17 protein-coding genes and 1 pseudogene are annotated in these 17590 nt (G+C 67.3%); 11 read left to right on the forward strand and 7 right to left on the reverse strand.

Translation table 11 applies throughout. The features are described from left to right. Positions 1–34: 34 nt before the first annotated feature. Entirely contained in the window at positions 35–589 is a 555-nt protein-coding gene (locus ACZY08_RS20285) for an NUDIX domain-containing protein (RefSeq protein ID WP_463746579.1), read from the reverse strand. After that, positions 590–1060 (reverse strand): annotated as a pseudogene (locus ACZY08_RS20290) (DUF309 domain-containing protein); the annotation flags it as partial. It abuts the gene before it with no gap. Between the two features lie 78 nt (positions 1061–1138). On the opposite strand from ACZY08_RS20290, the gene ACZY08_RS20295 reads away from it, so the two are divergent. Together ACZY08_RS20295 and ACZY08_RS20300 are read left to right on the forward strand one after the other, a co-directional pair. Further along, complete coding sequence (locus tag ACZY08_RS20295) at positions 1139–2545, forward strand: acyl-CoA synthetase (RefSeq protein ID WP_463746403.1); 1407 nt, start codon at positions 1139–1141, stop codon at positions 2543–2545. Beyond that, positions 2536–2883: a VOC family protein gene (locus tag ACZY08_RS20300; protein ID WP_463746404.1), complete on the forward strand. Its 348-nt coding sequence runs from the start codon at positions 2536–2538 to the stop codon at positions 2881–2883. Before ACZY08_RS20295 ends, ACZY08_RS20300 begins: the two co-directional genes overlap by 10 nt. Positions 2884–3323: 440 nt before the next feature. Here ACZY08_RS20300 and dapD read toward each other — a convergent pair whose 3' ends face one another. Beyond that, positions 3324–4304 carry a 2,3,4,5-tetrahydropyridine-2,6-dicarboxylate N-succinyltransferase gene (gene dapD, locus ACZY08_RS20305; protein ID WP_463746580.1) on the reverse strand — a complete coding sequence of 327 codons (981 nt, stop codon included), beginning with the start codon at positions 4302–4304 and terminating at the stop codon, positions 3324–3326. 10 nt (positions 4305–4314) lie between these two features. On the opposite strand from dapD, the gene dapE reads away from it, so the two are divergent. The 3 genes from dapE (at position 4315) to ACZY08_RS20320 (ending at position 7569) form a co-directional block, all read left to right on the forward strand. After that, positions 4315–5412 (forward strand): succinyl-diaminopimelate desuccinylase, encoded by a 1098-nt coding sequence (gene dapE, locus ACZY08_RS20310; RefSeq protein WP_463746405.1) that lies wholly within the window; start codon positions 4315–4317, stop codon positions 5410–5412. Continuing rightward, positions 5409–5774 (forward strand): RNA-binding S4 domain-containing protein, encoded by a 366-nt coding sequence (locus tag ACZY08_RS20315; protein WP_463746406.1) that lies wholly within the window; start codon positions 5409–5411, stop codon positions 5772–5774. Before dapE ends, ACZY08_RS20315 begins: the two co-directional genes overlap by 4 nt. 172 nt (positions 5775–5946) lie before the next feature. Next, on the forward strand, positions 5947–7569 hold the full coding sequence (locus ACZY08_RS20320; protein WP_463746407.1) for an ABC-F family ATP-binding cassette domain-containing protein: 1623 nt from the start codon (positions 5947–5949) through the stop codon (positions 7567–7569). Here the strand turns inward: ACZY08_RS20320 and ACZY08_RS20325 are convergent. The 4 genes from ACZY08_RS20325 to ACZY08_RS20340 all read right to left on the reverse strand — a co-directional run bounded on the left by ACZY08_RS20325 (position 7550) and on the right by ACZY08_RS20340 (position 11816). After that, entirely contained in the window at positions 7550–8431 is an 882-nt protein-coding gene (locus ACZY08_RS20325; RefSeq protein WP_463746408.1) for a type VII secretion target, read from the reverse strand. The two genes, ACZY08_RS20320 and ACZY08_RS20325, sit on opposite strands and share 20 nt — an antisense overlap. A gap of 167 nt (positions 8432–8598) precedes the next feature. Continuing rightward, entirely contained in the window at positions 8599–10683 is a 2085-nt protein-coding gene (locus tag ACZY08_RS20330; RefSeq protein ID WP_463746409.1) for an AAA family ATPase, read from the reverse strand. A 10-nt stretch (positions 10684–10693) separates the two neighbouring features. Beyond that, on the reverse strand, positions 10694–11065 hold the full coding sequence (locus ACZY08_RS20335; protein ID WP_463746410.1) for an anti-sigma factor antagonist: 372 nt from the start codon (positions 11063–11065) through the stop codon (positions 10694–10696). A 67-nt stretch (positions 11066–11132) separates the two neighbouring features. Then, complete coding sequence (locus ACZY08_RS20340; protein WP_463746411.1) at positions 11133–11816, reverse strand: TetR/AcrR family transcriptional regulator; 684 nt, start codon at positions 11814–11816, stop codon at positions 11133–11135. Positions 11817–11979: 163 nt separating this feature from the next. On the opposite strand from ACZY08_RS20340, the gene ACZY08_RS20345 reads away from it, so the two are divergent. The 6 genes from ACZY08_RS20345 to ACZY08_RS20370 all read left to right on the forward strand — a co-directional run bounded on the left by ACZY08_RS20345 (position 11980) and on the right by ACZY08_RS20370 (position 17466). Beyond that, positions 11980–12540 carry an LOG family protein gene (locus ACZY08_RS20345; protein ID WP_463746412.1) on the forward strand — a complete coding sequence of 187 codons (561 nt, stop codon included), beginning with the start codon at positions 11980–11982 and terminating at the stop codon, positions 12538–12540. 93 nt (positions 12541–12633) lie between these two features. Then, the gene (fadD6, locus tag ACZY08_RS20350) at positions 12634–14412 is read left to right on the forward strand and encodes a long-chain-acyl-CoA synthetase FadD6 (RefSeq protein ID WP_463746413.1); all 1779 of its coding nucleotides are present in this window, start codon (positions 12634–12636) and stop codon (positions 14410–14412) included. Between the two features lie 197 nt (positions 14413–14609). Continuing rightward, positions 14610–15434 carry a dihydropteroate synthase gene (gene folP, locus ACZY08_RS20355; RefSeq protein ID WP_463746581.1) on the forward strand — a complete coding sequence of 275 codons (825 nt, stop codon included), beginning with the start codon at positions 14610–14612 and terminating at the stop codon, positions 15432–15434. Beyond that, positions 15431–16381 (forward strand): glucosyl-3-phosphoglycerate synthase, encoded by a 951-nt coding sequence (locus tag ACZY08_RS20360; RefSeq protein WP_463746414.1) that lies wholly within the window; start codon positions 15431–15433, stop codon positions 16379–16381. Before folP ends, ACZY08_RS20360 begins: the two co-directional genes overlap by 4 nt. Positions 16382–16513: 132 nt before the next feature. Next, complete coding sequence (locus ACZY08_RS20365; RefSeq protein WP_463746415.1) at positions 16514–16894, forward strand: DivIVA domain-containing protein; 381 nt, start codon at positions 16514–16516, stop codon at positions 16892–16894. Continuing rightward, positions 16891–17466: a DNA-3-methyladenine glycosylase I gene (locus ACZY08_RS20370; RefSeq protein ID WP_463746416.1), complete on the forward strand. Its 576-nt coding sequence runs from the start codon at positions 16891–16893 to the stop codon at positions 17464–17466. The genes ACZY08_RS20365 and ACZY08_RS20370 overlap by 4 nt, the downstream gene beginning before the upstream one ends. Positions 17467–17590: the final 124 nt, after the last annotated feature.

A 17590-nucleotide genomic window follows, 5' to 3' on the forward strand; every position in this document is an offset into this window, starting at 1 on the left:
GCGGTCGACGCTAGAACCTCAACCTCAGTTGATGTCAACGGCGAATTCTGCTCTCGTGCAACAGCAGACATGTCAATGCCGCCAGAGTCTGGGCGTCAGTGATCTCACCGTCACCGATCTTGCGGTTCAGCTCCTCGCGGGAGAACCACGCGCTGTGCATGTCCTGTTCCTCGTGCTCGCGTTCGTGCTCACCCTCGGTCAGGTCCGTCGCCAGGAACACCCAGCCGCGCTGGCTGCTCATTCCGGCCGCCACATCGAGCTGACCGAGCCGTTGCATACTTCCGGCCTGCAGCCCGGTCTCTTCGCGAAGCTCACGATGGGCCAGCGCAGTCGGGTCCAGATGTTCTTGCTCGGGCGCGGTGCCCTGAGGGAACTCCCAGCGCCGCAGCCCCAGCGGGTAGCGGAACTGTTCGACGAGGTGGAACCGATCGCCATCGGCGTCGTACGGGATCACCAGGGCATACGTCGGTTTGTCCACCACGGCGTACACGCCGGTGCTGCCGTCGGCCCGGACGATCTCGTCCTCGCGCAGCGTCAGCCAGTTGTTCCGGTACACCTCGCGCGTCGCGGTCTGCCGAATCGCGGTCACCAGATGGGTGCGCAACCGTTGCGCGGAAATATCGCCGGGCTGCTCGGCGTCGTCGGCGAGGGTGCCGGCGAAGTCGATCAGGCGGGAGACGTCGACGTCATAGGGCGCCGGTTGGTCGACGAGCGAGAGCCGCGCGGCGGCGCGGCGCAGCAGGGCGGCAGCGCCGCTCCGGTTGCCGCGCTGCACGTGGGTGATGCCCACGGCCAGCTGTGCCAATCCCTGCCAGAGCGCACGTTCGTGCTCCGGGCCGTTCTTCCACGCCGCTTCGAGGACTTCGTGAGCGTTGAACGCGTGGCCGCGATCGAGTAGATCCTGGGCGTAGGCGAGAGTTTCGGCGGGTGAGAGCTCCAGGTCATCGGGAATCCGTGCGACGCCTTCACTGCCGTAGGGCAATGGCCGGCCGAGTGTGTCACGCGGACGAGTGCTGCGGGGCCGACCGGAGTCGTCGCGGTCGCGCGCAGCCGTGCCCATACGCACCAGCCTGTCGCCAACTTCGCATCTTGTCGAGTGCGTGGGATCGTCGGATGGCACGCCGGTAGCCTGACAAGAGTGTTGCTGGCCTCCCTGAATCCCGCGGCCGTCGCCGCCGGCGCCGAACTCGACGACGCCGTTTCCATCGACGGTGCTGTGTTGAGCCGCAGTGATCTCGTCGGCGCCGCTACCTCAGTGGCCGAGCGGGTGGCTGTCGCGCAGCGCGTCGCCGTCCTGGCGACACCGACCCCGACGACAGTTCTCGCGATCATCGGGTGCCTGATCGCCGGCGTGCCGGTGGTCCCGGTCCCCGCTGACGTCGGCACGGCAGAGCGCCGGCATATCCTCACCGACTCCGGCGCCCAGGCCTGGCTGGGGGAAAGGCCGCAGGAGACCGAGGGGCTGCCCCACATCCCCGTGCGGCTGCACGCCCGGTCCTGGCACCGCTATCCCGAACCGCCACCGAATTCGACTGCGATCATCATGTACACCTCCGGGACCACCGGAGCACCCAAGGGCGTGCCGATCAGCCGCCGAGCCATCGCCGACGACATCGACGCGCTGGCCGCAGCGTGGCAGTGGACCGCCGCCGACACCCTGGTGCACGGGCTGCCGCTCTTCCATGTGCACGGCCTGGTGCTGGGCCTGCTCGGCTCGCTGCGGATCGGAAACCGCTTCGTACACACCGGGAAACCGACACCGGCCGCGTACGCACAGGCCCAGGGCACGCTGTACTTCGGAGTGCCCACCGTGTGGTCACGAGTGGTCAAGGATCTCGACTCGGCGTTGGCTCTTTCGACGGCGCGACTGCTGGTCTCCGGCAGTGCACCGCTGCCGGTGCCGGTGTTCGACGAGTTGGTCCGGTTGACCGGGCACGCCCCGGTAGAGCGCTACGGCAGCACCGAATCGCTGATCACGATCAGCACCCGGGTCGACGGTGAGCGTAGGCCCGGCTGGGTCGGGCTGCCGCTGGCCGGGGTGCAGACCCGCCTCGTCGACGACGACGGCGCCCCGGTGCCCCACGACGGCGACACCATCGGACGGCTACAGATCAAGGGCCCCATGGTGTTCGGCGGCTACCTCAACAGGCCCGAGGCCACCGCCGACGCCTTCGACCCCGACGGTTGGTACCGCACCGGCGACGTCGCGGTGATCGATGCCGATGGCATGCATCGCATCGTCGGGCGCGAATCGGTGGACCTGATCAAGTCCGGCGGATACCGCATCGGGGCCGGTGAGATCGAGACCGCACTGCTGGGTCATGACGGTGTCGACGAGGTCGCTGTCGTCGGAATGCCTGACGAGGACCTAGGGCAGCGCATCGTCGCGTTCGTCGTCGGCAATGCTACGCCCGACGTGCTGATCGAGTTTGTCGCCCAACAACTTTCAGCACACAAGCGGCCTCGCGAAGTTCGGCTGGTGGACAGCCTGCCCCGTAACGCGATGGGCAAGGTGATGAAAAAGGAACTGGCGCAATGGGACTGAGATTCTCAGAGATCTGCATTGACGCGCGGGATCCCGAAGCGTTGGGAGCCTGGTGGTCGGAGGCGCTCGGCTGGCCTCGGCACACCGATTCCGAGGGTGACGTTCTGTTGACCCCACCGCCGGGTGCAGGGCCCACGTGGTTGTTCACGGCCGTGCCCGAGGGCAAGGTGGTCAAGAACCGGGTGCACCCGGACTTCACCCCCGACGATCAGCAGGCCGAGGTGGATCGGCTGATCGGTTTGGGTGCTCGCCCTGCCGACGTGGGGCAGGGCGACGAGACGTGGGTGGTGCTGGCCGACCCCGAGGGCAATGAATTCTGCGTGCTGGCCGCCGAGTAGTTCCGCGTGCTTGAGCGGGCTACCACCGCCGGCGCGCTAACAAAAGGCGTACCTTGGGCGATAGAGGGGTCAGAAAGTGCACGTCAACCTGCCGTTGTATTGGAGGCCACACGTGAATATCAAGAAGATCGCTGGAACGGCAATCATCGCCGGTGCGCTCGGTGTCGGATCTTTCGGACTGGGTACGGCGACAGCGCAGGCTGACCCTGGTCACGGTCCGAACATTCCATGGATTCCGGGGCCAGGCTGGGTCGACTGGAATCCGGGCCCCAACCTACCGCCAGGGCAGATCAAGAAATGGTGCCCGTGGCAATCCCCGCCAGGTCACTGGATCGGTGGCCCGCACGGGATACCGTGCACCTGAGTCGCCCGCCCAACGTGAACGAGATGGCGAATAATCCGCGAAAGTTCGCCACCTTGTTCACACTCGGCGTGCCGATCTAGTTGGCGTGCAGCGCATCGTTGAGCGTGATGCCGGTGCCGTCACGCTTGACCACCTCGACCGCGCCCGAGAGCGAGTTGCGGCGGAACAGCAGGTTGTTCGCGCCGGACAGTTCGATGGCCTTGGTGGTAGTGGCAGTCTGGCCGCCATCAGAGATCGTGACCTTGGTGCCGCCGGTGACATATAGCCCGGCCTCGATCACGCAGTCATCGCCGAGCGAGATGCCCAGGCCGGAGTTGGCGCCCAGCAGGCAACGCTTGCCGACCGAGATCACCTCTTTGCCGCCGCCGGACAGGGTGCCCATGATCGACGCGCCGCCACCGACGTCGGAGCCGTCGTCGACCACCACACCTGCCGAGATCCGGCCCTCCACCATCGAGGTGCCCAGGGTGCCGGCGTTGAAATTCACGAAGCCCTCGTGCATGACCGTGGTCCCCGCGGCGAGGTGTGCGCCCAGGCGGACGCGGTCGGCGTCGGCGATCCGCACGCCCGACGGCAGCACGTAGTCGACCATGCGGGGGAACTTGTCGACGCCGTAGACGGTCACCGCACCGCGCCGCCGCAACCGCGCGCGCACCGTCTCGAAGCCCTCGACCGCGCACGGCCCGAAGTTCGTCCACACCACGTTGGCCAGCGCACCGAAGACGCCGTCCAGGTTGGCGCCGTGCGGGGCCACGAGCCGGTGCGACAGCAAGTGCAGCCGCAGGTAGGCGTCATGCGCGTCGGCGGGCTTGTCATCGAGCGAGGTGATGGTGGTGCGTACCGCCACCACCTCGACGCCGCGGTCAGCATCGGGGCCGGTCAGCCCGGCGAAATCCGCGGGAATGTCGTCACCCGTCAGCTTCACCGTGCCGGCCTCGCCGGAGGCGCTCAGCTCAGGGGCGGGAAACCAGGTGTCAAGGACGGTCCCGTCGGCGGTGATGGTGGCCAGGCCGACGCCAGATGCTGCAGTCACGTTGCTACACGGTACTGGACTAATGTCGAGGACCGTGGCGCACTCTTCGGCTCTTCGCGCAAGCGGCTCATCGCTCGATTTGACTGCCGATCCGGTCGCGCTGACCGCTGCCTTGGTGGACATCCCCAGCGAGTCACGTCACGAGCAGCGCATCGCCGACGAGATCGAAGCTGCGCTGCGCGCGCAGGCGCCGTGGTTCGAGGTGGTCCGCAACGGGGATGCGGTGCTGGCCCGCACCAACCTGGGCCGCCCTTCGCGGGTGATGCTGGCCGGGCACATCGACACCGTGCCCGCCGCCGACAACCTGCCCAGCCACATCAAGAACGGCGAGATGTGGGGCTGCGGCACCTCGGACATGAAGTCGGGTGACGCGGTGTTCCTGCACCTGGCCGCGACGATCGCCGAGCCCAGCCACGACATCACCCTGGTGATGTACGACTGCGAGGAGATCGAGTCCAGCGCCAACGGCCTGGGCCGCATCGAACGCGAGTTGCCGGACTGGCTGCAGGCCGACGTCGCGATCCTCGGCGAACCCTCCGGTGGCTTCATCGAGGCGGGCTGTCAGGGCACCATCCGCGTCGTCGTCGGCGCCACCGGCACCCGCGCCCATTCCGCCCGATCATGGCTGGGCGACAACGCGATTCACAAACTCGGCGCCGTGCTGGACCGGCTCACCAAGTATCAGCCCCGCGACGTCGACATCGACGGTTGTGTCTACCGGGAAGGGCTGTCGGCGGTCCGTATCGACGGTGGCATCGCCGGCAACGTCATCCCCGACGCCGCATCGGTGACCGTCAACTTCCGATTCGCCCCCGACCGCAGCGTCGAGCAGGCCGTCGCCCACGTGCACGAGGTGTTCGACGGGCTCGACGTCACCATTGACCTGACCGATGCCGCCGCGGGCGCCCTGCCGGGGTTGGCCAAACCCGCCGCTGCCGCGCTGGTGGCCGCTGCCGGCGGACACGTTCGCGCCAAGTACGGCTGGACGGACGTGTCGCGGTTCGCTGCGCTGGGAATTCCGGCGGTCAACTACGGGCCGGGTGACCCCAACCTCGCACACAAGGTCGACGAACGGGTCGATGTCGCCGCGATCACCGCCACCACCGACATGCTGCGGCGCTACCTGACGTGAGTACCGTTCGCGTCGACAGCTGGATCTGGGCCGTGCGCATCACCAAGACCCGGTCCGCGGCCGCGGCCGCCTGCCGCGGCGGACACGTCCGGGTCAACAATGTGCCCGCCAAACCGGCGCAACACGTCAGCCCCGGTGACGAGGTGCGGGTCCGGCTGGACGGGCGGGAGCGGATCGTGGAGGTCATCCGCCCGATCGCCAAACGCGTCGGGCCCTCGGTGGCCTCCGAATGCTTGATCGACCGCAGCCCGCCACCGCCGCCCAAAGAGATCGTGGCTGCCGTTCCGGTCCGCGATCGAGGTGCCGGCCGGCCGACGAAACGTGAACGGCGCCAACTGGATCAGTTGCGCGGAACGTTCTGAACCGAAAACCGGTTGCACCCGTGCGTACTATGGGTAACGCATCTGCTGTCAACCGAGGTGGGCCGAAAACATGCTGGGACCTGACGACATCTCTGGGTGATCCCCGAGAGCCGATTCGTCACCCTGTTCCTTTTTGCGGTGCGTGATGCCCGCATCATCTTGGAGTACCAGCATGTCTATCGTCTGTTCCCATTTGTCTTTCTCCTGGCCCGATGACGTCGAGCTGTTCGCCGACCTGTCGTTTACCGTCGGCCCCGGCCATACCGGGCTGGTGGCCCCCAATGGCGCCGGAAAGAGCACACTGCTCAAACTGATCGCCGGGGAGTATCGCCCCTCATCGGGCTCGGTGACGGCCGACGGCGTCGTCGGCTATCTGCCCCAAAGCCTGCCGTTCACAGCCGATCTCACCGTAGCGGCGGTGCTGGGGATCTCTCCGGTGCTGGATGCATTGGCAGCCTTGGCCGCCGGTGACGCCAGTGAGGAGGTCTTCACCACCATCGGCGATGACTGGGACATCGAGGAACGCTCGCGTGCCCAGTTGGACCGACTCGGGCTGGGCGGCCTGGCGCTCGATCGCCGGTTGGGCACGTTGTCCGGCGGGGAAGTGGTGTCCCTGGGATTGGCGGCTCAACTGCTGAAGCGGCCCAGTGTGCTGCTGCTCGACGAGCCCACGAACAACCTGGACAGTGCGGCCCGGCAGCGGCTGTATGAGGCGCTCGACAGCTATGCGGGTTGCCTACTGGTGGTCAGCCATGACCGGGTGCTGCTCGACCGGATGGATCAGATCGCCGAGCTGTACCGCGGCGAAATGATCTTCTACGGAGGCAATTTCACCGCTTATCAGGAAACGGTGCAGGCTGCGCAGTCGGTGGCCGAGGGCAACATCCGCAACGCCGAGCAGCAGCTCAAGCGCGAGAAGCGGCAGATGCAGGAGGCGCGGGAGCGGGCCGCCCGACGCTCGTCGAACGCGGCGCGCAACGTCAAGGACGCCGGTCTGCCGAAGATCGTGGCCGGCAAGCTCAAACGCGATGCGCAGGAATCGGCGGCCCGCGCCGACGATGTGCACGCCAAACGGGTCGATGAGGCGCGCAACCGTCTTGACGAAGCCGAACGAATGTTGCGCGATGACAATGTGATTGCGCTGGACCTGCCCGATACCGTGGTGCCCGCTGGGCGCACGGTCTTCGCCGGGGAAGGCCTACAGATCAGCCGTGGCGGACAGAAACTGTTTGCCGACAACGGTATTGGGTTGTCCATCCGCGGGCCGGAGCGCATCGCCCTGACCGGTCCCAACGGCGCGGGCAAATCGACATTGCTGCGGATCATCGACGGCGCATTGGAGCCCGACTCAGGCACGGTGCAGCGGGGTGACGGGCGCATCGCCTCCCTGTCGCAGCGGCTGGATCTGCTGACCGAGGACCGTACGGTGGCCGAGAGCCTGGCGGCCGCCGCGCCCAGCCTGTCACACACCCGGCGGATGCACCTGTTGGCGCAGTTTCTGTTTCGCGGTGACCGCATCCACCTGCCGGTCGCGGCATTGTCGGGCGGGGAAAGGTTGCGGGCGACGCTGGCCTGCGTGCTCTATGCCGAACCCGCACCCCAGTTACTGCTGTTGGACGAGCCGACCAACAACCTCGACCTGGTCAGCGTGGGCCAGTTGGAATCGGCGCTGAACGCCTACCGGGGGGCGTTCGTGGTGGTCAGCCACGACGAACGGTTCCTGGAAGCGATCGGCATCGACCGCTGGCTGCGGCTGGAAGGCGGCGAGCTGAGCGCTACTGTCGGCGCGGGCTGATGTTGTGGACCTGGGCCGGTACCGTGCTGACGCCATAACCGTCCTCCGACCGCACCCCGGCCGAAGCTCGATCGCCGAGTCGTTCGTGGTGACCAAGTGCACTGGCGCCGGCCTCGGCCCGGTGCTCGGGCTCGGGCTCGGAGTCGTTCTTGTCGTCTTTGCCATCGTGCTTGTCGTCGTGCGGATCAGCCGGGCCGCTGTCGGAGCCATTGCCCTGGCCGTCCCCGGGGCCCTCATGGCCGGTGGCATTGGCCTTGATGGCGTCCTCGGCTCCCGCGCCGCCGACATCCGCTGCTGTGGCCGCAGCGTCGCCGCCACCTCCGGCTGCCTGGGTGGCGGCCTCGACGATGCCTTGCACTCCCTGCATGACCTGCTGCGGCACCTGCGTCATGGCCTGGGACAGGCCCTGCAGCGGTTGGGTGACCGACTGCATCATCTGCCCGGCCATCTGGCTGAATTGGCCCATCATCTGGCCCGCACCGTCGGCGCCGCCACCGCCTGCCGCCGGAGCACTGCCCCCACCGCCACCCGTGGATGCCGAGGAGCTTCCGCCGAGCGCATCGGCCTGGGCCTTGAGCCGCTCGGCGGCGGCCAGATCGCCACGCTCGTAGGCCTTCGACGCCTGGCCGAGCAAATCGGCCATCCGGCCGGCAGCGACCTGGGTGGCACCGAGCGCGCCGTCCCGGGACGACATCGCGCCACCATGAGCATTGTGAACCGGGAATCCGATGGGGCCCTGGCTCGATGCGAGGTCCGACGGGCCCGAGAAGGCATTCTTGAAGCTGCCGATGTCGTCACCGACACCGCCGACGATCCCTTGCAAGCCCTGGATGGCATCCGTGTTGGCGAACAACTGGTTCATCGAGCCCCCTGGAGATCATGCGGTTCTGACTGCGCATTCTACTGTCGGCATGGGTGGGTGCTGCGCGCGAAATATCGCCGTTGGTCACCAGGTAAGGCGTCCAGTGGGAGGGGTCGCCTTGACAGTGAGGTCTGGGCGGTCCAGAAGGATCGCCGCGAGGTTATAGCTCACGCAGACGCCTGACGCGCGGCATCGTTCCCAGCCGCGAGCATCCCGACGTCGCGATACCGCTCGGCGACGTCGGCCAACGCCGCACTATCGCCGGCCGACAACGCGCGGGCGTGGTCCAGCGTCAGCCGCCCGAACACGCAATCCAGATCCACCCTGGCCAGCGCGTCGATGGCGCGCGCATCCCCAAGACGCACGCCATCATGCAAGGCGCGAAGCATCACCGCGGACTGTTCGCCGCGCTCAGCGGCTTTGGCTGCCTCGCGCGCCGCGGTCACCGCGCCCACCGGATCCTTACGGGCAGAACACGTCCAGGCCCGGGCCAGTGCCAGCTCCGGCGCGAACAGCATCGACTTGAGCCCGTGCCGAGATTCCGCACGGGACAGTGCTTTTCCGGCCTCAACCGGCATGCCTCGTTGCCCGAGCGCCTGGGCCAACAACATCCAGGCCAGCGGGCCCCAGGAATACCCGGTCGGCGCTAACGCGGCAGTTGCCTTGCGTAACAAGGCAATCGCCTCGTCAAACTGACCGCGCACCAGCAACACATCGGCCGTCAGCACCTCGCCGACGGCGCGTCCCGGCTGCAGCAGCTGGGTGAAATCGGTGATCCGCTGGGCCAGCTCCTGCGCCCGGTCCAGTTGGCCGGTCATCAGCAGCGCGGTGGTTTGGCCGAACCCGCTGGTGAACCGCAACAGGCCTGGATGCCCCGCCGCCACTGCGCGCTCGGCCATCGCGTCCACCCGGTCGAAGGCGCCGAGGCGCGCGCAACTCAGCGCCGCCGTCGACCCCGCCCAGCCGACCGCGGTGTCATCGGCCGCGGGGGAGGCCAGCACCTCCAGTGCCAGGCCCAAAGCTCGTTGTGGCGCACCGGCATTCATCGCAAAGGTCGCCGCCAACGCGTCGAGCGTGGTCTGCGCCCGCGGCGTCGACACCCGTCGGCGGGTGGCCTTCAGGAACGCCGTGGCGCGCTCGGGTTCTGACAGCATCCAGAACTGATTGGCCGCCTGCGGCAGCGCCCACGCCATCAGCTGGTCCTCCGAAAGACCGGCCGGGTCGATCTGTGCCAACACGGCGTCGGCCTCGCGACCGCGGCCCTGCCAGGCCAACGCATACGCCAATGTCAGGAGACCCGTGAAACGGGGATTGGATTCATCGCCGGAAACGGTCGCGGCCCGCGCCAGCCGTTCGCTCAACTCCAGGTCGCCCAACCGCAGCGCCTCGCCTGCCGCGTCGACGAGTTCATCGGCGGGCAGGGACACGTCGCTGTCGAGGGCCAGCACCGCCACCCGCAGCCGGTCCACCACACCGGGGCGCGGCGCGGTGGCCAACCGCTGGATCACCGTGTTGCGCAACCGTCGCAGGCCGGGTCCGCCGATGGTTGCCCGCATGGCGCTCAGGAAAAGCGGATGCACACAGTGCACCACATCGTCGTCGACGCGAACGACGCCGCTGTGTTGTGCCGCCTGCACGGCATCGGCGCTGGTCAGAGCCGTCAGATCGGTAAGTGGCAGCGGATCGTGCACTGCCAGCTGTCGCAAGACCACTGCCACGTCGTCGGGCAGGTCGGCGAGAAACGTGTCCACCTGATCGGCCAGCCGGGCGTCGTCGTGGCCCGGCGGTGACATCTCGACGCGGTTCACCAGCCGGTCAGCCCACAACGCCGCGACGTCATCGGGCGCCCCTGCGGACGCGGTCACGATGAGTTTGGCCGCGCCTGTCACGGCGAGTTGGTACACGAGCGCCGCGGACAACCGGTCCAGTAGATGCGCGTCATCGACAACCACCAGCAACTGGGATCCGAGCGTCTCGCGTGCCGCGCGCATCACGTCGGCGGTCTTGCCCGCCGAGGGGATGTCGATCAGGTGCGCGACCGCCGCAAAGGGAACTGCCGCAGCTGATTCCGTGCCGGTGATCCACAGCACACGACGGAAATCGGGCGCGAGGTGTTCGGCCGCGGTTCGGGCCACTGATGTCTTGCCCACCCCGGCGGGGCCCACTAGGGCGGCGCCGCGGCGTTCGTGCAGGCCGACCTCCAGGCCGTCGAGCGCGCGGTCACGCGGTGCGATCACCCAGTCGACAGCCATCCACCGAATCCTATGGTGGGCAGTCGCCTTTCAACGCCGAATCGACGTCCGGGTGCGCCGAGATCGCGTCGTCCATACCGAATTCGACGATGATTCGCCGGATGCTCGAATGCGTGGTGACGAGCCGCAGGGTGACACCTTTCTGGCGGCTGTCGACGGCCTGCTTTGCCAGGGCGACCAGCGCCCCGCAGCTCATGAAATCGAGGGATCCGCCGTCGATGATGAGCAAGGAACCCTCGGGAGCGGCGCGCGCCGATTCGGCGAGCATGCGTGCCCACGTGGATTCGTTGTGGGCATCCACCTGTCCGAAGACCTGAACGATGAGGCCTTCGGCTGTGATTCGAGCCGTCCAGTGCAGCTGGTGATCATGGTGCGTTTCCACGGTGAAACCGAGCATAGCCGGGTCTGTTTACGTTGTAAACAGGCTTTGATCATGATTCCGTCGACCGCTAGTTCAGCCAGCTTTCGATGCGGTCGAGCAAGGCTTCCAACGCGTCTTCGAACTCGTCGACGCTGTGGTCCTCGGCAAGCATCGGTTGCAACCGTCGGAGGTTCGGGTAGTCGGCCAGCGACGTATCGGCACGCGGCTCGTCGTCGAGCACCGCCTCGGCGGGACTCAGCGCGACGCCGCGAGCGGATACTTCGAGCAGCAATTGACCCACCAGGAACGTGGTGTACGTCCGGTAGGCGGCCACGGCCGCCTCATCGGTGAACCCATAGGAGATGAGGGTCTCCAGGAAGGTCTCCATCCAGCGCAGGCTCCGCAGCGGAGGCCGTACCCACGGCGCTTCAGGTGCCTCCGTCGCTACGAGCGGGAACACCTCGGGATGTTCGATGGCGATCTGACGCACGCCGTGACCGAGCCGAACCAGGAAGTCCTGCCAACCGTCCTCCTGCCGGCGCGCGGCGAGCTGATCGGTGTGGAGGCGGTCCACGATGTGGTTGACGACTCCGGTCAGCAGATCGCCCCGGCTGTGCACGTACCGGTAGAGCGCCATCGCCTCGACGCCGCAGGCCGTTCCCAGCCGACGCATTGTCAGCTTGGTCAGACCTTCGCGATCGATCAGCTCGATCGCGGCATCCAAGATGAACTCGCGGCTCAACCGTGTCGGTTGTTCGTCGCTGTCCGTCATCGCCGTCTTTCAATCACCAGGATCGCCCTTCGAGTTCCGTCCAGTCTCCCTGCGGGGGGTGGGCCGAGTCCATCACCCAACGGACATCGCCCAACGGGCGTCACCCGACGGACATCACCCAACCCGACATCGGCGGTTCACCAGCACCCTCTAGGTTGTGTGCGTGTCCGGTGAATCTGACCGCGAGTTTGCGGTGTGTGTCTATTGCGCCTCGGGTCCCACCCATCCCGAGCTGCTGGCCTTGGCCAGTGAGGTTGGAGTGGCGATCGCCAAGCGCGGATGGACGTTGGTCTCCGGCGGCGGCAACGTCTCGGCCATGGGTGCGGTGGCGCGGGCCGCCCGCTCCAGCAACGGCCATACGGTCGGCGTCATTCCCAAGGCGCTCGTTCACCGCGAGCTCGCCGATGTGGACGCCGCTGAACTGGTCGTCACCGACACCATGCGCGAACGTAAGAAGGAGATGGAGGACCGCTCCGACGCGTTCATCGCGTTGCCCGGCGGCATCGGCACCCTGGAGGAATTCTTCGAGGCCTGGACAGCGGGCTACCTCGGGATGCACGAGAAGCCCGTGGTGCTGCTCGACCCCTTCGGCCACTACGACGGATTGTTGAACTGGTTGCGCGGGCTCGTCGCCTCCGGTTACGTGAGCGAGGCGGCCCTGGATCGGTTGGTCGTGGTCGACGAGGTCGCCGCCGCACTCGAGGCGTGCGAGGCGGTTACCTAGAACCGGCGGTAACGGCGGTTACCAGGCGCGGCTATGGTGTTGGCCACACGAGAGCCATCTCGAGACCCATAACAACGCGCAGGGGGACACCGCATGACCGACCAGAAATCGGGCACCAGGAGCAGCGTCGGCCTACTCGACCTCGCCAGCCAGGTACCCGGTCTGCTGATGGATGCGCCGGTCATCGTGCGGGGTGTCGTCACCGGAATGATGGCCCGACCGACGGCCAAGACGTCGATCGGCAAGGTGTTCCAGGAGCGGGCGGCCCAGTACGCCGACCGGGTTTTCCTCAAGTTCGGCGATGAGCGCATCACCTACCGGGAAGCCAACGAGACCGTCAACCGCTACGCCGCGGTGCTGGCCGCCAAAGGCGTCGGACACGGCGACGTGGTCGGGGTGATGCTGCGCAACTCGCCCGACGCCGTGCTGCTGATGCTGGCCATCGTCAAGTGCGGCGCCGTCGCGGGCATGCTCAACTACCACCAGCGCGGCAAGGTGCTCGCCCACAGTTTCGGGCTGCTCGACGCCGCCGCAGTGGTGGCCGAGGCCGATCTGGTCGAGCACGTCACCGAATGCGGGGCCGAGGTCAACGGGCTGATCACGGTCGACGAGCTGCGCCGGCTGGCGTCCACCGCGCCGACCACCAACCCGGCCAGCACGTCGGCAGTCCTGGCCAAGGACAAGGCCTTTTACATCTTCACCTCGGGCACCACGGGCATGCCCAAGGCCAGTGTCATGACGCACTACCGCTGGCTGCGGGCCCTGGCCGGATTCGGCGGTCTGGGATTGCGGCTGCACAGCGATGACACCCTGTACTGCTGCCTGCCGCTCTACCACAACAACGCGCTGACCGTCTCGGTCGGTTCGGCACTGAACTCCGGCGCGGCACTGGCGCTGGGCAAGTCGTTCTCGGCCTCGCGATTCTGGGACGAGGTCATCGACTACGGCGCGACCGCGTTCGTCTACATCGGCGAGATCTGCGGCTACCTGCTCAACCAGCCGCCCAAGGCGACCGACCGCGCACACAAGGTCCGCGTCATCGTCGGCAACGGACTGCGCCCGGCCATCTGGGACGAGTTCACCCAGCGGTTCGGCATCCCGCGCGTCTGCGAGTTCTACGCCGCAAGCGAGGGCAACACCGCCTTCGTCAACGTCTTCAACGTCTCGAAGTCCACCGGCATCTGCCCCAGCCCGGTCGCCTTCGTCGAATACGACGCCGACAGCGGCGAACCCGCCCGCAGCGCCGACGGCCGGTTGCGCAAGGTCAAGCGCGGCGAGCCCGGCCTGATGCTGTCCAAGATCAACGCGCTGCAGCCGTTCGACGGGTACACCGACAAGGCCGCCAGTGAGAAGAAGCTGGTCCGCGACGCCTTCAAGGAGGGCGACGTCTGGTTCAACACCGGCGACCTGATGCGCTCCCAGGGCCTGGGCCACGCCGCATTCGCCGACCGACTCGGTGACACGTTCCGGTGGAAGGGCGAAAACGTGGCCACCACCGAGGTCGAGGCCGCGCTCGCCGGGCACCCGAGCGTCGACGAGTGCACCGTGTTCGGGGTGGAGGTGCCCGGTGCGGGCGGCCGCGCCGGCATGGCTGCACTGCAGCTCAAGGCCGACCACGAGTTCGACGGCAAGGAGGTCGCTGACGCGTTCTACAGCGACCTGCCGGCCTACGCCGTGCCGCTGTTCGTCCGTGTCGTCTCCGAACTGGCGCACACCTCGACGTTCAAGAGCCAGAAGGTCGACCTGCGCAAGCAGGGCTACGGCACCGACGTCAAGGATCCGCTGTATGTGTTGGCCGGTCGTGAGGAGGGCTACGTGCCCTTCTATCCCGAATACCCCGAGGAAGTGACGGCCGGTAAGCGGCCCAAGTAAGCCGGCGGGTACAGCTCCGCGCTGATTTCCACACCTGGGCTGTCGATCGCGTCGCGCGACGACCAACAGGCAGAAAACGGCGCGGAACCTGGCGCGAATACTGCCGTGGGTGCCGCACCAGGCACTATGGAGGCGTGTTGTCGACGAGCAATGGCCTGTTCTGCGGGCGCCCGGTCGCGCACGACCGTGCGCTGATCATGGCGATCGTCAACCGGACGCCGGACTCGTTCTACGACCGCGGTGCCACCTTCAGCGACGACGCGGCCAAAAAAGCGGTGTGCGGTGCCATCGAGGCGGGCGCTGACGTCATCGACGTGGGTGGAGTCAAGGCAGGCCCGGGGAGCGTGGTCGATTCACAAGAGGAGATCGCCCGCGTCGTGCCGTTCGTCGAATGGCTGCGCAGTACCTACCCAGACCAGTTGATCAGCGTCGACACCTGGCGCGCGGCGGTGGCCAAACAGGCCTGTGCGGCCGGGGCCGATCTGATCAACGACACCTGGGCCGGCGCGGATCCGGGCCTGCCCGAGGTGGCCGCCGAATTCGGTGCCGGTCTGGTGTGCTCACACACCGGCGGAGCTGTGCCGCGCACCCGGCCGTTCCGGGTGAACTACGGGATCACCGAACGTGGCGTCGTCGACGATGTCATCTCCGAGGTGACTGCCGCGGCCGAGCGAGCGGCAGCAACCGGTGTGCCTCGTGACCGGATCATGATCGACCCGACCCATGATTTCGGCAAAAACACTCATCACGGTCTTAGTTTGTTGCGTCACGTAAAAGATCTTGTTAAGACCGGATGGCCTGTGCTGATGGCACTGAGCAACAAGGATTTTGTCGGGGAGACTCTGGGTGTGGATCTGACCGAACGCCTGGAGGGCACCCTGGCCGCGACGGCACTGGCCGCCGCGGATGGAGCCGCCATGTTCCGGGTACATGAGGTTGGACCCACACGGCGCGTGCTGGAGATGGTCGCGTCGATCCAGGGAGTGCGGGCACCCGCACGAACAGTGAGGGGACTGGCATGACCGCTCTACCTGATCTGTCATTTATCGACGGCGTCATCGGCCACCGCTGGCTGACCGATCACAGCTGGAACCGGCCGAGTTGGACCATCGCCGAGCTTGAGGCCGCCAAGGCCGGCCGCACGGTTTCGGTGGTGCTGCCCGCCCTCAACGAGGAAGAAACCGTCGCCTCTGTGGTCGAGACCATCACCCCGCTGCTCGGGGGGCTGGTCGACGAGCTGATCGTGCTCGACTCGGGCTCCACCGACGACACCGAGATCCGCGCGGTCGCGGCCGGGGCGAGGGTCGTCAGCCGCGAGGTGGCACTGCCCGAGATCGCACCGCAGCCGGGCAAGGGTGAGGTGCTGTGGCGGTCGCTGGCCGCCACGACCGGCGACATCATCGCTTTCGTCGACTCCGACCTGATCGACCCCGATCCCATGTTCGTCCCCAAACTCCTCGGCCCGCTGCTGACCGCCGACGGAGTACATCTGGTCAAGGGGTTCTACCGGCGGCCGCTCAAGGTCAGCGGCGCCGAGGACGCCAACGGTGGCGGTCGGGTCACCGAGCTGGTGGCACGCCCCCTGCTGGCCTCGCTGCGCCCCGAGCTGAACTGCGTGCTGCAGCCGCTCGGCGGCGAGTATGCGGGCACCCGCGAACTGCTGACCTCGGTGCCGTTCGCCCCCGGCTACGGCGTGGAGATCGGCCTGCTGGTCGACACCTACGACCGCCTCGGCCTGGATGCCATCGCCCAGGTGAACTTGGGGGTGCGGGCTCACCGCAACCGGCCGCTGACCGAGCTGGCCTCGATGAGCCGGCAGGTCATCGCGACCCTGCTGTCCCGCTGCGGGATCACCGATTCGGGGGTGGGGCTGACGCAGTTCTACGCCGACGGTGACGACTTCACCCCGCGGGTGTCGTCGGTCTCGCTGGCCGACCGCCCACCGATGGTGACCCTGCGCCCGCATTGATCGGCGCCGACGGTGCGCTCAGATCGCGAAAATCGCTGAGAACGCGATCTGTGTGCACATTCGGCGGGTGAGTGGCCCATCGTCGCCCTGCGCCCGCGCTAGATGTCGCATGCGTGAGGCAGTATCGAGGGCGTGACACTGATACTGCTGTACCTGGTGGTGCTGGTTCTGGTGGCCACGGTGCTGTTCGGCTTGGGCAGCGTCATCTTCGGCCGCGGTGAGACGCTGCCGCCGCTTCCTCGTGGCACCACCGCCACCGTCCTGCCTGCTTCGGGCGTGACCGGTGCCGATGTGGATGCCATCAAGTTCGCCCAGGTCGTCCGCGGATACAAGACCACCGAGGTGGACTGGGTGCTGGATCGACTGGGCCGCGAGCTCGACTCGGTCCGCGGGGAGTTGGCAGCGGTGCGCGCCGCCTACGGTGTGCCCGACGACTTCGACGACGAGGACGCCGCCGACGAGGAAGAGGTGTCGGCCACCGCAGGTGAAGTCCGCACCTCGGAGGAGTCATGACCGAGGACGGCCGGATCCGCTGCGGCTGGGCCGTCTCACCGAGTAGCGCGGCCGCGGGTGACACCCTCTACCGCGACTATCACGACACCGAGTGGGGCCGCCCGCTGCGGGATTCGGCTGCGTTGTTCGAGCGGATCAGCCTGGAGGCCTTCCAGAGCGGGCTGAGCTGGCTGACCATTCTGCGCAAGCGGGAGAATTTCCGGGCCGCGTTCGACGAGTTCGACGCGACCGTGGTCGCGACGTACACCGACGACGATGTCGAGCGGTTGATGGCCGACGCGGGCATCGTGCGCAACCGGGCCAAGATCGTCGCGACCATCGCCAATGCCAGGGCCGTCACCGAGCTCGACGTCGACCTGAGCGAGCTGTTGTGGTCATTCGCCCCACCGGCCCGGCCGCGGCCCGCTGACCTGGCCCAAGTGCCCGCCGTGACCCCGGAATCGACCGCGATGGCCAAGGAACTCAAGCGGCGGGGCTTCAAATTCGTCGGCCCCACCACGGCATATGCGTTGATGCAGGCCACCGGCATGGTCGACGACCATGTCGCGGCCTGCTGGGTTCCGGCACAGTAATTGCGACCGGTAAAACATGCCTTCGGTCGGTATCCGACGGGTCTTTGTACAACCGCCGCCGCGGATAAGGAACAATAGGGCTAGTTCAGTAGCAGTTCAATGCCGGGTGCCGCCAACGAGTGGG

The organism is Mycobacterium sp. IDUB_9 (genome assembly GCF_055419505.1).